Genomic DNA, 15,284 nt, shown 5'->3' with positions numbered 1-15,284 from the left:
AAATTGAAATAATAAAACTTTGAATATGAAACTATTTTTTATAGCTGGAATCTTAAGTTTAGCTTTTCCATGTTTGTTATTTGGACAAAACTTTTCGCCTTCCTCTAGCAATCCGGTTATATCGTTCTCCCAGCCAAATCCAGGAGTTTGGAATGATCCATGTGTATTAAAAGTAGATAAGGAATACTGGATGTATCTTACCTCTCCAAACGGGAAAAAAGGCCCTTTTGAAGGTAATGTCTTACCCTATCTGATGAAGTCTGCTGATGGATTGACATGGGCACTTACAGATTCAAGTGCTCTTCTTGTAAATGATGAAGATCCTGAAGCGTGGGATAGTAAGGGAGTTGAGACTCCTTCCGTAATACATTTTAATTCATTGTATCATATGTATTACACAGCTGTTCCTGAAGGTGGACAACCGGGTCAGGCAGCTATCGGTCACGCCACCTCAATTGATGGTATATTCTGGGTAAAAGATAAAATAATTCTGACTCCTTCAGGAATTGCAACGGACTGGAAAAGTTATTCTGTAGCTGAACCGGGAGCAGTTGTTTATAATAATAAAGTATACCTTTATTTTACAGGAGTAGGAGCAAGGCAGGATACTAGTTATCCTGCAGGACAATCGGTCATCGGTCTTTGTGTTTCTGAGGATGGATTTACGTTTAACACACCACAAAAAGTTCTTAGTCAAAGCAGTTTATATCCAGCCTCAAAGTCTTATTACGGATATTCAACACCAGCAGCAGTAGTAATTAGTAATGTCCTACATCTATATTATGACGTTGTACTTGAAAACCCTCAATGGCATCAAACAGCTCTGCATCATGCTTATTCTCCTAATGGCATAGATTCTTTCATTGAAGATCCATCTGATATTTTTGAGAAGTCTGATTTTTCATGGACATCAAGAGAGATTAGATCTCCTTCGGTTCTGTTGGATGGTTCTGTAATTAAAATGTGGTTTGCAGGAGATGATATTTTTAATAGTGGAAAATTCGGTATTGGTTATGCTTCCTCAAATGTTCCTGTCACCGGTATCGAAGTGCTTCATGGTTCGAAGAATGCCAGTCATACGATTTACCCGAATCCAACTATGAATTTGGCTATTATAGAAGCGTCAGTGAATTTTAATCTGGCCTCCTTTCATTTGTATGATAATTTTGGAAGACTTGTAAGAGAAGAAAAAAATATTTGCGGTCAGTCATTTGTTTTACAACGAGACCACCTCACAAGTGGTATCTATTTAATCCGAGTAGTGGAAGGTGGAAACGTAATAATGCAAGACAGAATAATAATCAGAGATGAATGACCTTCCTTCTTCGTTATGCCATGTATGGATGTCTAAATGAGTGACATATCAAATTTGTAATTCCCTCAAAAAGACGAATTTGATTATCAAATGAATTGTGATCTTTTTAAATCACCATTGTAAAAAAAGATACACAATGAGAAAAATTAATATTCCAATCTTGATAGCAAATGTCCTCACAGGTGTAGCCTTTATAGCTCAAACATTTGTCGGAGATATGGAAATAAGCAGCATTCAGCCTGCGGTTACAATCACAAACTGGAATGAAAAACAAGAGATATGGACAATGGCCAGATGCAGAGTATTGGATTTCTTTTGACTTGCTATGTGGCACAGTTGCACTTGCTCTCGTTAATTTTACAAACTTCTTCAATTGTAAAAAGACTATTCTTACAATCTTCTCAAACTTGGACAATGGATGTTATTATCAGTAATAAACGGACTTATTTAATTATGGGCAAAAAACACAATAGTTAAGCAGGGAATGTCAAATAGGGATACGTATATGAGTTAAATTGGAGTCTAATAAAGAGTATCTATTATTCTATCCCTTAGCTATTTCCTCTAAACATTAACGCGAATAACGATGTTTGGTATTGATTAAATTGATAATTCAATGAAGTCATCAAACGCTGTTCCTACGCTAATTTTCTTTGTTATGCTTATTATAGGCATTTTATTGGGATATATTTCTTTCGGAATGTCGCCTTCATTTATTTCGGTCAGCTTATTTTCGTTTATACTTGCTTTAGTTGTTTCATCCTCCATAAAAATTGCAAATCCCTGGGATAAGGCTCTTGTACTTCATTTAGGTAATTTTCGCAGATTAAAAGGTCCCGGAATGTTCTTTATTGTACCAATCATTGAAACTATCCCTTACTGGATTGATACCAGAGTAATCGCAACTTCTTTTAATGCAGAGAAAACACTAACAAAAGATTCAGTGCCTGTTAGTGTTGACGCAGTTTTATTCTGGAAAGTCTTAGATCCAGTCAAAGCTTCCTTAGAAGTTGCAGACTATCATAGTGCGATCAATTGGGCAGCTCAAACTGCTCTGCGTGATGTTATTGGTAAAACCTTACTTTCTGAAATGCTTGAAGGAAGAGACAAAATCAGTAATGTTTTACAGACAATTATAGATGAACGCACAGAACCTTGGGGCATCAGAGTGAATTCCGTAGAGGTGAAAGATGTATTGATCCCTCCGGGATTGGAAGATGCCATGTCTATGCAGGCCCAGGCTGAAAGAGAAAGACAGGCCAGAGTTATCCTTGGAGATTCGGAAAGACAAGTGGCAGAAAAATTTGGAGAAGCAGCAAAAACTTATGCAAACGATCCTGTTGCGCTTCATTTAAGAGCGATGAATATGCTTTATGAAGGATTAAAGAAAAATTCCACTTTTGTTATTGTGCCAAGTTCTGCGATAGATTCTATGCAGTTAGGAGCAAAGGAAGGAGTAACAGGATTTTCAAATGGAATAAATAACAAGAATCCCAAAGTACAGGCCCAGTGAGGTTGAACTAAAGCAGCTTCGCATAAAAGTCTTACTGTTCTCTGGGATAGAAAAAGAGGAAAAAAAATGATGCCATCGCTTAAATAGATGGCATCATTAGTATCTTATAACAGATAATAGGAAAAATATCAAATTTCCCCAAAAAGGCTGTCTAAAAATTCAGGACAGCCTTTTTAATTATAAACGATGGTTCAGATTACTTTGGGAATGCATAAAATGCTATTCCTTGGTATGCCCAATAGCTTTGTCCATCAAGCCCTTTTGAGGTCATATAATAATGATCAGCTCCCTGTGCGCTATAATAAACATGAATTGGTATAGTGCCCGGAGCCTGGTAATTATATGCATAAAAAGCCACACCTTGATTTTGCCAGTAGTTATTGAGACTCATATTTCCATTAGTGGTGTAATAATGGTCAGCTCCTTGAGGACTGTAATAAACGTAAATCGGAATGGAACCAGGTAGTTGGGAGTTGTGTGCGTAAAATTGAATATTTTCATAATTCCAATAGCTGTTTGTGGTCATACCTCCCATGCCGAAATAATGGTCAGCGCCCTGAGGACTATAAAACGATAATACAGGACGTCTGTCTGAGTTTTTCGGATAAAGTGCATTAAGTCCAAAAACATCATAAGAATTAAATGACCTGTTTCCTCCATTTGTGCAGGCTAACATGAAAGAATTGGGATCCACAGCAGAAGGAGTGTTTGGAACTTGAATCGCACCTTCAGTCGACGCCCCTTCGTTGTCATATGCACCACCACAGCTATAGCTTCTGTCCATATAGTCTGTGTGTCTCATTCCGATAGTGTGACCAAGTTCATGCTGGATAACGGTAGCTAGATAGTCTATGTTGGCCCCGGTTCCAAACTGATAAGTATTCAGATTTATCAGATTGTATGGATTACCTGATGCTGTTGGAAAACCCGCATATCCCAATATACCAGATACGTTATAAAAACCATTTATTGTGATGTTAGCCCCGCTTGTTACGCGTTGAAATGTAAGCCCCAATGTTATTCCATTGTATCTAGCAATTGCCTTGTCTGTTGCCTGAACGAAGTTGGAGCCCAGAGACGAAGAAACAGCTACTGTAATTACTCTTGGTAATCCTGTAATGATATTTGTTGTGCGGTATTGATCTGTTTTGCTTGTTCTAAGGGCAGAAGAATTAGCTATGTCAGCTTCTGTAAGAAAAATATCTCCTTCCACGATGTAGCCATTGTCTTGTTTTATAACAGAGCGGGTATTATAGCCAGCAGATTTTAAAGATGCAATGATATCATCCGGCACTTGAGATTTTTTCTGATCAGATTTAGAAAGGTCTCCTTCATTTTTTTTGCAAGAGAACAAACCTGTTGTTAAGCATAGCATTAACGCTATATAGGTGATTCGTTTTTTTATCATAAAAATTTAGTTTGAAAATGTTTATATTAAAATAGGTTGAGTGCTTTAAGTCCTCCGATAGGTAATGATAGCTAGCATGGTTTCTATTCTATCATATTTTTCATGGTGATTTGAAATCCGGTTTTTTCAATTTTACTTGTGTCTTAACAGAGGTTATTGGCGATAGATAACTCAAACTTAAAATCTCACATCGCAGTCCATTTGCGATATGACAAATAAAATTTTAATCCTTCTTTAGATTGATAATTGAATGCAAAAGTGAGTAGGTCCTTTGTAGAAAAAAATAGCCAAATTTAGTCATTTTTGGGTAAATGGGTGTGCATTAGAGGTTAGGAGTGATAACTTATCTTTAATTGTTAGATTCTTTATTGTTGTTGAGAATCCATGAAAGCTTCTTAAAACGTTCAGTCACAGCAAACTTTTCAACTTTCAAAAATCATTTAATTTTGTAATTATAATAGTTCACAAATTATAGGGGAATCATTGAATAATATAATTGTTATTGCCAAGAGAAACGCCATGCATGTCGTCTCTACTTGTAATTTACATAATCAGATTTTTCCCCTAACTTGCCTCCTCAAACCAAATCACCCGTGCAACTACTCCCGTCCGATCTCCTTAAAAAAATAGCTACAGCCATTACTGTCTATGATAAAAGCGAAGCAGAAAGTATAGCTTACATTCTTATGGAGCATTTCTGGAATATCAGTAGGAGTGATGCATTGCTGAATCAAAGGGCAGCTGAAGTCAATGAAGAAGAATTGTCTTCATTAATCAAAAGAATAAACACTGCAGAACCTGTCCAGTATATCACAGGCGAGACCTGGTTTTACGATAGAAAATTTAAAGTCAATAAACATGTATTGATTCCAAGGTTTGAAACAGAAGAACTCGTTCATCTCATCATTAACGAATATAAGGAGAAACAGAACCTTCGTCTATTAGACGCCTGCACAGGCAGTGGGTGCATAGCTATCAGTCTCGGTGCTGAGCTAAATAACTCACAAGCATTTGCAGTTGATATCAGCAATGAAGCGTTGCAAACAGCTTGGTCAAATGCCGAATTAAATAATGCCCCAGTTACTTTTATCCAGAACAATCTTCTTGAACCAGATTTAGGTAAGCTTCCGGATAATCTGGATATTTTTGTCAGTAATCCACCTTATGTAAAAGAAAGCGAAAAAAAACTCATGCACTCCAATGTGCTTGATTATGAGCCTCACCTTGCCCTTTTTGTCGAAGATGAAAATCCTCTGATATTTTACAAAGCCCTGACTAAGCTTGCCACTAACCTCTTAAAACCAGGCGGGAAAATCTATTTTGAGATCAATGAACAACTCGGAAAAGAAACAGCCGAAGTGTTAAGAAGTTTTGATTTTCAGAATATTCGGGTCATTAAAGATCTGAATGGGAAAGACCGGATCGTTGCCGGAGAAAAAAATAATTGAACAAAATACAGTGACAAGGACTTATGGATTAGAATAAGTTTAATTTGGATCGGAATTAAAATTAACTTATTTTTACTTTCAAGCGACTTTAGGGGTGCCGGAAAAGGCTGAGATTATACCCTTGGAACCTGATTCAGTTAGTACTGACGAAGGGAAAAGTTAAAGACCTCTCTCTTTATCTCCAATCTCCTGAAATCGTTGCATACAACTAAATTCCAAATAAATGGAAGTGATTGTCAACAACGAAAGAACACCAATAACATCAGACAAGCTTAGCTCCTTACTGGACCAGCTCAATATTAAGGAGTCCAAAGGTGTGGCTGTAGCCATCAATGACAGGGTTTTGCCTAAAAAACACTGGGCAACTCAAACCCTCAAAGATCAAGACAAAGTAACAATCATCAGAGCCACGCAAGGAGGCTGATTCTTTATATTTTAACCATTTTAATATGAGAAAAGACAAAATTCCATCAGCAGAAAGCATCACAAGAGATCCATATACAGGATCGCGTAAAATCTATGTGAAAGGTACTTTCCATGATATAAAGGTGGCAATGAGAGAGATCTCTCTGACTGATACTGTTTTTAAATTCAATAACAATAAAACAGAGAAAAACCCTGCGGTTACAGTCTATGACACCAGTGGTCCATATACAGATCCAGAAGTTGAGATCAATGTAAAAAAGGGACTTCCAAGACTTCGTGAAGAGTGGATATTGCAAAGAGGTGACGTGGAAGAGCTTTCGGAAATCTCTTCGGAATATGGAAAACAAAGGTTTTATAACACTGAGCTTGATCATCTCCGTTTTGAACATATTAAGAAACCACTAAAGGCTAAGAAAGGACAGAATGTAAGCCAACTGCACTATGCTAAAAAAGGTATAGTTACACCAGAAATGGAATACATTGCAATCCGTGAGAATCAAAGAATACAGGAGATTCAGAATCCTGGCTGTCAGCATGCAGGTCATAGTTTCGGTGCAAATACTCCTAAAGGTTTTATCACACCGGAGTTCGTAAGAGATGAGATTACTGCGGGAAGAGCTATTATACCAAACAATATAAACCACCCTGAAAGTGAACCGATGATCATCGGAAGAAACTTCCTGGTAAAAATCAATGCAAACATCGGTAACTCTGCCGTTACTTCAAGTATAGAAGAAGAAGTAGAGAAGGCTGTATGGGCTTGCAGATGGGGAGCAGATACTATCATGGACCTTTCTACAGGAAAGAACATCCATGAAACAAGAGAGTGGATCATCAGAAACTCTCCGGTACCTATCGGAACTGTACCAATCTACCAGGCGCTTGAAAAAGTAAACGGTAAAGCCGAAGACCTTACATGGGAAATCTTCAGGGACACATTGATCGAGCAAGCTGAACAGGGAGTGGATTACTTCACTATTCATGCCGGTGTACTTTTAAGATATGTACCGCTTACTGCGAAAAGGGTAACAGGTATCGTGTCAAGAGGTGGTTCTATCATGGCTAAATGGTGCCTTGCACATCACAAAGAAAACTTTTTATATACGCACTTCGAAGAGATTTGCGAAATCATGAAAGCTTATGATGTTGCATTCTCTCTTGGTGATGGCTTACGTCCTGGCTCTATTGCTGATGCCAACGATGCTGCTCAGTTCGGAGAGCTTGAAACTCTTGGCGAATTGACCAAGATCGCATGGAAGCATGATGTACAGGTAATGATCGAAGGTCCTGGTCACGTGCCAATGCACCTTATCAAAGAAAACATGGATAAGCAGTTGAGAGAGTGTCATGAAGCACCTTTCTACACGCTAGGGCCATTGACTACAGACATTGCTCCAGGTTATGACCATATCACTTCAGCAATAGGTGCTGCAATGATAGGATGGTTTGGTTGTGCAATGCTTTGTTATGTAACTCCTAAAGAACACCTCGGTCTTCCAAACAAGAAAGACGTAAAAGATGGTGTAATTACTTATAAAATTGCAGCCCACGCTGCCGATCTTGCCAAAGGACATCCGGGAGCTCAATATCGTGACAATGCATTGAGCAAAGCGAGATTTGAATTCAGATGGGAAGATCAGTTCAACCTTTCCCTTGATCCGGATACAGCGAGAGAATATCATGACGAGACATTGCCTGCTGAAGGAGCTAAAGTTGCACACTTCTGCTCTATGTGCGGACCGAACTTCTGCTCTATGAAAATTACTCAGGATGTTCGTGATTTTGCAGAGAAACAAGGATTGTCAGAACAGGAAGCTCTTGAGGCTGGAATGAAAGAGAAATCTTCTGAGTTTACGAAGACTGGGGGCGAAATCTATATATAGATTTCCCTGAATGCATGCAACTCATTGTCATAACGAATGAACAACCTTTAAAAAGAGAGCATGATTTACTTCATGCACTCTTTGAAGAAGGGCTGGAAGTTTTGCACATCAGAAAGCCTTATTATACTCTTTATGAACTGGAGTCTTATTTAGAAGATATCAATCCTTCTTTTTACAATAGAATCTCTGTTCATCGTATGCCCGATATTATAGAAAGATTTCCTTTGCGAGGTTATCATTTCAGTTACGACGCATTCAAAAAAGACAATAGAGATCTACAACTGATTAATAAATTCAGGCAAAGCAATCGTTTGGTAAGTTGCTCCTGTCATTCTGTAGAAGATCTTAAAACAGCTAAAGAGATAACCGATTATCAGTTTATCAGTCCACTGTTTGACAGTATTTCAAAGTCAGGATACAAAGCAGGTATCGACCTTAATGAGTTAAGTAAATTTCTTAGAGAACATAATGCGACTACACTTGGATTGGGCGGGATTGATGAAAAAACAATTTCCAGCCTGAAAAATACAGGATTGAAAGGAGTAGTTGTATTAGGTATGATCTGGAAGCAGTTTGCTGAAGATGCAGATATAAAAAAAGCAGTTCAAAGATTTACATTGCTTAGAGAAACCATAGCCGAAGGGGCTCAGTAGAATGAACAGAATAAGAACAAAAGTTCTTTCCATTGCAGGATTTGATCCAAGCGCAGGAGCTGGAGTTCTTGCTGATATCAAAACTTTTGAAACACATAAAGTTTATGGCCTGGGCGTCGTATCTTCATTGACTGTTCAGAATGAAAAAGAATTTCTTTCCAACCAATGGATTCCGATTGACCATATAATTCAGCAGATAAATGTATTGTTGAAAGAATACAAAGTAGAGTTTGTGAAGATCGGATTGATAGAAAGCTATGATGTTCTTTTAAATCTTACTGAAGTATTAAAAGGTCACAATCCTAAGATAAAAATAGTTTGGGATCCTGTGATAAAAGCAAGCGCAGGCTTTACGTTTCATGAAGATCAGAGCCAGGAGAAGATAAGTGAAGTGTGTTCAGCTCTATATATGATCACACCTAATTGGCAGGAAATACAATTTCTTGTTCCTGGTAAGGATCCGATGGATGCAGGTAAATACCTTAGCGGTTTTTGCAATGTTTATCTGAAAGGTGGCCATAATAGTAAAGATGAAGCGAGGGATTATCTGTTTTCGACGGATGGAAAAGTTTATCCATTTAAACCGAAAACGATTGTTCCAAATCCCAAACATGGTTCTGGCTGCGTGCTTTCATCTGCTATTACAGCAAATCTCTCCAAAGGGTATCCTTTGCAGAAAGCAAGTCTCAGGGCTAAAGACTATGTCACGAAGTTTCTGGCAAGTAATCAGACTTTGCTGGGAAATCATAAAGGTTAAAGAAAAATGCGGATATCAAGATTACATTATATAACACAAGATAATATTCCTGGCTTCACACATGCACAGCTTGCTGAAGAAGCATGTAAAGGCGGTGCTGACTGGATACAGTTAAGAGTAAAAGGTAAAGGGACAGCAGAGTGGAGAAAGATCGCAGAGGAGACACTAGCTGTTTGTAAAAAATACAATGCAAAACTCATTATCAACGATAATGTAAGAATTGCTAAGGAAATAGGAGCTGATGGCGTTCATTTAGGTAATGATGATATGCATCCTGAAGAAGCAAGGGAAAAACTGGGTGATCAGTTTATTATTGGTGGCACAGCAAATACTTTCTTTCATCTGGAATCCAAGTGTAAATTTGTTAATTACATTGGTCTTGGGCCTTTCCGTTTTACCAACACAAAGGAAAAGCTTAGTCCTGTGCTTGGTGCAGAGGGATATAAGCAAATTCTGAGTTCCTGCAAAAATGCAGGGATAGAGATTCCCATCATTGCTATAGGAGGAATTAAGGAAGATGATCTTGATGGGATATTTCAAACAGGTATTTATGGTGTTGCCATCGCTTCAATTGTCAATGCTGCTGAAAACAAAGCTGCAGCAATGAAAAATTTTATTCAGCATTTAGAAAAAGTGTCGCTTCAATAACTAATCATATGAAACCACTGGTAATTGCAGGCAAAAAATTCAATTCAAGGCTTTTTACAGGAACAGGAAAGTTTTCTTCTGGGAAACTGATGCAGGATGCATTACTGGCATCGGGCTCTGAACTTGTAACAGTTGCATTAAAGCGTATTGATCTTAAAAATCAGGAAGATGAAATTCTTCCATACCTGAATCATAGTCAGTTTAATTTGTTGCCTAATACTTCTGGAGTAAGAAATGCTAAAGAAGCCATCTTTGCGGCACAGCTTGCAAGAGAAGCTCTGGAAACAAACTGGCTCAAGCTTGAGATACATCCTGATCCTAAATACCTTCTCCCAGATCCTATAGAAACCTTAAAGGCTGCTGAAGAGCTGGTAAAACAAGGATTTATTGTATTACCTTATGTCAATGCCGATCCTGTTCTTTGCAAGAGATTGGAAGAAGTTGGTACAGCTGCTGTAATGCCTTTAGGTTCTCCTATCGGTTCTAACAGTGGTTTGCAGACAAAAGCTATGCTTGAGATCATCATTGAACAAAGCAAAGTTCCGGTAGTAATTGATGCCGGTATAGGTGCTCCGAGCCACGCGGCGGAAGCTCTTGAGATGGGAGCCGATGCTGTTCTTATCAATACAGCTATGGCAGTCTCTGCTGATCCTGTGAAAATTTCAATTGCTTTCAAAATGGCTGTTGAAGCAGGAAGAATGGCATTCGAAGCAAAGATGGGCAAATCAGTTAAAGAAGCAGTGGCAAGCAGCCCGCTTACGGCATTTCTTGACGAACTATAATGATGAACAGCTTCCTCAACGTTTTCGAACAAAATTCATGGGAAGAAGTGAAGGCAAGCATCTATTCCAAAACAGAAGCAGATGTGCGCATTGCTTTGAATAAAAAGAAACGTGATCTTGAAGATTTTAAAGCTTTAATATCTCCTTCTGCTGCCCCTTTTCTAGAAGAGATGGCTAAGCTTAGCAGAGAACTGACGCTGAAAAGATTCGGAAATACGATTCAGATGTTCGTGCCGATGTACCTTTCAAACGAATGTCAGAACATCTGCACTTATTGCGGCTTCAGCCTCGACAATCCGATGAGGAGGACAACCCTTACGGAGAAACAGATAGAGAAAGAGATTGAGGTAGTCAAATCGTATGGATATGACCATATTCTGCTGGTAACAGGAGAGGCAAACAAAACGGTAGGTGTTGACTATTTTGAAAAAGCTATTAAGCAAATCAGACCTCATTTTGCCAATATCTCTATGGAGGTGCAGCCTCTGGATCAGGATGAGTATGAGAAGCTGCTTCCTCTTGGTATTCATGGTGTTCTTGTGTATCAGGAAACTTATCACGAGGATAACTATAAATTCCATCACCCTAAAGGAAAAAAATCCAACTTCGAATACAGGCTTGATACTCCTGATAGATTAGGAAGAGCGGGGGTACATAAAATCGGACTAGGTGTATTGATCGGTCTTGAAGACTGGAGAACAGACTCTTTCTTCAACGCACTTCATCTCGACTACCTTGAAAAGACTTACTGGAAAACAAAGTACAGTGTTTCTTTTCCTCGCCTTCGTCCGTATGCAGACAAAGAGCCTAAGGTAGATATGTCAGACAGAGAGCTTGTGCAACTGATCTGTGCGTATAGAATTTTTAATGAAGAATTGGAGCTGACTATATCAACCCGAGAAAGCGAGAAATTCAGAAATAACATTATTAAGCTTGGTATCACCACAGTGAGCGCTGGTTCCAAGACGGATCCGGGAGGATATGCTTCAAATACAGATGCGTTAGAGCAATTCGAAATTTCGGATGAACGAACACCTCAGGAAGTAGCTTCGATGATTAAAGGGCAAGGGTACGAGGTGGTCTGGAAAGATTGGGATCAGGGTCTTTAAGCTTTAAGCGTAAGGCACAAAGCTTGAAGTAAAAACTTTAAAGTTTCCACTAAGCTCAAGTCCTTCTCCTTCAGGAGAAGGATTTAGGATGAGGTCTTTAAGATATAAGAAGAGTTGAAATCTGGGGCTTAAAATTAAACAAATATCTTTCCTGATTTTTCTGTAACCATCTAAATGAAAAAGATAGTACCAATTATAATTTTCATGGTATTAATCTCATGTCAGAAAAGACAAGATTTGGTATTTTCTGCATCTGATGAATTACATATTTTGGATTTATATAAATCCAGAAGTGAATTTGAAATGCTCTATAACGGGGTTAACTGGGCTGAGGGAACTTTTAAATTAAGGAATGATACAATTTTTGTAATTTATAATTCGGAAGAAAGTAATAATGTCTTAGCCAGAAGGATTGTGATTGACCGAAAAAAGAATAGAGTGAAATCAATTGATGGCGTCAATTTTTGTGCATCCATTGGATTTGATAAATTAAAGAAATCAGATCATTAATTATGTTATGTCCGTCTTACGGGATAAACAACAATAAATAAATTTAACATCTATGTTCAGCAGCGAAGAACTAAGAAGATATAACAGGCACATCATCCTGCCTGAGTTTGGAATGGAAGGGCAACAGAAACTGAAGACTGCAAAAGTTGCAGTCATCGGCGCTGGTGGATTGGGTTGTCCTGTTTTGATGTACTTAGCTGCTGCAGGTATTGGTACATTGGGTATTATTGATGGAGATATCATTGAAGAAAGTAATCTCCAGCGTCAGGTCTTATACAGCCAGGAAGATGTTCGAAAATCAAAAGCTGAAACTGCAGCTGCAAAATTAAAGAAATCAAATCCATATATTAACGTCATTGCAATTGAGGAAAGACTTACTTCCGATAATGCATTGGAAATTCTTAAGAATTACGACATCATTGTTGATGGAACAGATAACTTTTCTACAAGGTATCTTTCAAATGATGCGTCAATTATCCTGAACAAACCGCTGGTGTCTGCTTCTATCTTTAAATTTGAAGGGCAACTCTCGGTATACAATTATAAAGGTGGCCCATCTTATCGTTGTCTTTTTTCCGAGCCGCCTGCGCCTGGGGAGATGCCTTCGTGCTCAGAAGTAGGAGTAATAGGAGTATTGCCAGGAGTAATAGGTTCTTTACAGGCCAATGAAGTAATTAAAATCATTACAGGAATCGGAGAACCTCTTTCCGGAAAATTATTAATATTTGATCTGCTTAGCTTAAGGTCGTCAACTATTTCATTTCAGAGAAACGAAGAAAACTTTGCTATTACTAGTCTTGGTAATTATGATTTCAGCTGTGAATTACCTGAGCTTGAATTTGAGCCAGGTTATAAAGAGCTGACCGTTCAGGAGTTGAAAGCAAAGTTGGATAAAAAGGACCAGATCTTTTTGCTTGACGTGAGGGAAGAATATGAATATGAGATCTGCAATCTTGGTGGTAAGCTTATTCCTGTTAGCAGAATTCAGCAGCAGGTGGATCAGATTCCAGAGAATATACCTGTAGTAGTATATTGTCACTTGGGAATGAGAAGTGCTATGGTAGTTAAGTTTTTAACAGAGGAGTTTGGATTTAAAAATTTATATAACCTGGAAGGAGGGATTCACGCCTGGTCCAAACAAATTGATTCAAATGTACCAGTGTATTGAACTATTCTTAAAAAGATAGAATTGATACTGATATATTTCCGGCTTAAATGAACTTCAAAAGAGAAAAAATCCAATTTATTTATTCTTAAATAGCTTTTTATATTAAAAAAATTAAATTAATTTTGGCCGGCAAATAGATACTTTAAATTTATTTGCAATGTCTCTAGATTCTTCTAAATTTCTTTTTGAGGCCTTAACATACGACGACGTATTGTTATTACCTGCGTTCTCGGAAATCCTTCCACGCGAAACTACAACCGTATCTCAACTTACCAAGAATATACAAATCAATATTCCGTTGGTGTCTTCAGCAATGGATACAGTGACTGAATATGAAATGGCAATTGCTATGGCTCACCTGGGAGGTATTGGATTTATTCATAAGAATATGTCTATTGAAAAACAGGCAGATCAGGTAAAAAGAGTAAAGCGTTCAGAAAGCGGTATGATCCTGGATCCTATCACTTTGAGTGAAGATGCTACTCTTGGGGAGGCACTTCAGATTATGGAAGAGTTTAAAATCGGAGGTATTCCTGTTATCAAGGGAGACGGAGTTCTTGCAGGGATTTTAACTAACAGAGATTTAAGATTCGAAAAGACAAGGACTAAGAAGGTCAGTGAGATCATGACCAAAGAAAACCTGATCACTGCAAATGAAGGTACTGATCTTTTAAAGGCTGAAGAAATACTTCAGGAATTCAAGATCGAAAAACTTCCTGTTGTTGACAAAAACTATAAGCTGATCGGACTTATCACTTATAAAGATATACTTAAGAAAAAAGGAAGACCAGAGGCGTGCAAGGATCAGTTTGGAAGATTAAGATGTGGCGCCGCGGTTGGTGTAACTCCTGATCTTATAGACAGAATAAAAGCTCTTGTAAAAGCAGGAGTAGATCTTATAAGTCTTGATACAGCACATGGTCACTCAATATATGTGATCCAGGCTGTAGAAAAAATAAAAACAGAGTTCCCAGGCCTTGAAGTTGTTGCGGGTAACGTAGCTACAGGCGAGGCGGCTCTTCGCCTTGCGCAGGCAGGAGCAGACGCTGTTAAAGTTGGTATAGGTCCGGGTAGTATTTGTACAACTCGTATCATTGCGGGTGTCGGTATGCCTCAGCTTTCTGCAGTGTATGAATCTGCAAAAGCAGTTGAAAAATTGAATGTGCCAATCATTGCCGATGGTGGTGTGAGATTCTCCGGAGATATTGCTAAAGCGATTGCCGGTGGTGCAAGCAGTGTAATGGTTGGTTCTTTACTGGCTGGAACAGAAGAAGCTCCCGGTGAAGTAATCATTTATGAAGGAAGAAAATTCAAGTCGTACAGAGGTATGGGGTCTCTTGAAGCTATGGAAGATGGGTCAAAAGACAGATATTTCCAGGATGCTGAGGAGTCAGTGAAGAAACTTGTCCCTGAAGGGATCGTTGGAAGGGTACCATATAAAGGCCTGGTATCGGAAGTTATCTATCAGATGATAGGCGGGCTAAAAGCCGGGATGGGATATTGTGGAGCAAAAGATATTGACGCTCTTAAGAAAGCTAAATTCGTAAAAATTACAGCTGCCGGCGTTAAAGAAAGCCATCCGCATGATGTTCATATTACAAGAGAGGCTCCAAACTATAGTTCCAGATAAAAAAAATAAAAGTTATATAAACCTTTTAGTTAAT

General features: G+C 38.4%; 15 protein-coding genes and 1 riboswitch. Of the genes, 14 read left to right on the top strand and 1 reads right to left on the bottom strand.

All coding sequences use genetic code 11. From position 1 onward, the window contains the following. Positions 1 to 25: 25 nt before the first annotated feature. From K350_RS0110215 to K350_RS0110205, 3 genes are all read left to right on the top strand, one after another. Positions 26 to 1,315, top strand: coding sequence for a T9SS type A sorting domain-containing protein (locus tag K350_RS0110215; RefSeq protein ID WP_028979831.1), 1,290 nt, complete (start codon positions 26 to 28; stop codon positions 1,313 to 1,315). A 136-nt stretch (positions 1,316 to 1,451) separates the two neighbouring features. Next, positions 1,452 to 1,634 carry a hypothetical protein gene (locus K350_RS32720; RefSeq protein WP_028979830.1) on the top strand — a complete coding sequence of 61 codons (183 nt, stop codon included), beginning with the start codon at positions 1,452 to 1,454 and terminating at the stop codon, positions 1,632 to 1,634. 297 nt (positions 1,635 to 1,931) lie between these two features. Then, complete coding sequence (locus K350_RS0110205) at positions 1,932 to 2,828, top strand: slipin family protein (protein WP_028979829.1); 897 nt, start codon at positions 1,932 to 1,934, stop codon at positions 2,826 to 2,828. 196 nt (positions 2,829 to 3,024) lie between these two features. Here K350_RS0110205 and K350_RS28215 read toward each other — a convergent pair whose 3' ends face one another. Then, positions 3,025 to 4,236: a M57 family metalloprotease gene (locus K350_RS28215; RefSeq protein ID WP_245598597.1), complete on the bottom strand. Its 1,212-nt coding sequence runs from the start codon at positions 4,234 to 4,236 to the stop codon at positions 3,025 to 3,027. Positions 4,237 to 4,829: 593 nt separating this feature from the next. Between K350_RS28215 and prmC the strand changes: the two genes are divergently transcribed. The 11 genes from prmC (at position 4,830) to guaB (ending at position 15,250) form a co-directional block, all read left to right on the top strand. Further along, entirely contained in the window at positions 4,830 to 5,684 is an 855-nt protein-coding gene (prmC, locus tag K350_RS0110195) for a peptide chain release factor N(5)-glutamine methyltransferase (protein ID WP_245598595.1), read from the top strand. An 80-nt stretch (positions 5,685 to 5,764) separates the two neighbouring features. Beyond that, positions 5,765 to 5,856, top strand: a riboswitch (TPP riboswitch). A 51-nt stretch (positions 5,857 to 5,907) separates the two neighbouring features. Further along, positions 5,908 to 6,108 carry a sulfur carrier protein ThiS gene (gene thiS / locus K350_RS0110190; protein ID WP_028979827.1) on the top strand — a complete coding sequence of 67 codons (201 nt, stop codon included), beginning with the start codon at positions 5,908 to 5,910 and terminating at the stop codon, positions 6,106 to 6,108. Between the two features lie 25 nt (positions 6,109 to 6,133). Continuing rightward, the gene (thiC, locus tag K350_RS0110185; protein WP_028979826.1) at positions 6,134 to 7,993 is read left to right on the top strand and encodes a phosphomethylpyrimidine synthase ThiC; all 1,860 of its coding nucleotides are present in this window, start codon (positions 6,134 to 6,136) and stop codon (positions 7,991 to 7,993) included. Positions 7,994 to 8,007: 14 nt separating this feature from the next. Continuing rightward, a complete protein-coding gene (locus tag K350_RS0110180) occupies positions 8,008 to 8,646 on the top strand; it encodes a thiamine phosphate synthase (protein WP_028979825.1) in 639 nt (212 codons plus the stop codon). A 1-nt stretch (position 8,647) separates the two neighbouring features. Next, a complete protein-coding gene (locus K350_RS0110175) occupies positions 8,648 to 9,403 on the top strand; it encodes a hydroxymethylpyrimidine/phosphomethylpyrimidine kinase (RefSeq protein ID WP_028979824.1) in 756 nt (251 codons plus the stop codon). A gap of 6 nt (positions 9,404 to 9,409) precedes the next feature. Further along, positions 9,410 to 10,051, top strand: coding sequence for a thiamine phosphate synthase (locus K350_RS0110170; RefSeq protein ID WP_028979823.1), 642 nt, complete (start codon positions 9,410 to 9,412; stop codon positions 10,049 to 10,051). Between the two features lie 8 nt (positions 10,052 to 10,059). Then, positions 10,060 to 10,833 carry a thiazole synthase gene (locus tag K350_RS0110165; protein WP_028979822.1) on the top strand — a complete coding sequence of 258 codons (774 nt, stop codon included), beginning with the start codon at positions 10,060 to 10,062 and terminating at the stop codon, positions 10,831 to 10,833. Between the two features lie 2 nt (positions 10,834 to 10,835). Next, entirely contained in the window at positions 10,836 to 11,942 is a 1,107-nt protein-coding gene (gene thiH, locus K350_RS0110160; RefSeq protein WP_028979821.1) for a 2-iminoacetate synthase ThiH, read from the top strand. A 174-nt stretch (positions 11,943 to 12,116) separates the two neighbouring features. Continuing rightward, complete coding sequence (locus K350_RS0110155; protein ID WP_028979820.1) at positions 12,117 to 12,452, top strand: hypothetical protein; 336 nt, start codon at positions 12,117 to 12,119, stop codon at positions 12,450 to 12,452. 52 nt (positions 12,453 to 12,504) lie between these two features. Next, positions 12,505 to 13,620 (top strand): molybdopterin-synthase adenylyltransferase MoeB, encoded by a 1,116-nt coding sequence (gene moeB, locus K350_RS0110150; protein ID WP_028979819.1) that lies wholly within the window; start codon positions 12,505 to 12,507, stop codon positions 13,618 to 13,620. Positions 13,621 to 13,777: 157 nt separating this feature from the next. Beyond that, positions 13,778 to 15,250 carry an IMP dehydrogenase gene (gene guaB / locus K350_RS0110145; protein WP_028979818.1) on the top strand — a complete coding sequence of 491 codons (1,473 nt, stop codon included), beginning with the start codon at positions 13,778 to 13,780 and terminating at the stop codon, positions 15,248 to 15,250. Positions 15,251 to 15,284 lie beyond the last annotated feature (34 nt).

This window comes from Sporocytophaga myxococcoides DSM 11118 (assembly GCF_000426725.1).
Lineage (GTDB): Bacteria > Bacteroidota > Bacteroidia > Cytophagales > Cytophagaceae > Sporocytophaga > Sporocytophaga myxococcoides.
Note: the sequence above shows the minus strand (reverse complement) of the source record. Positions and strands in the feature narration are given on the sequence as shown.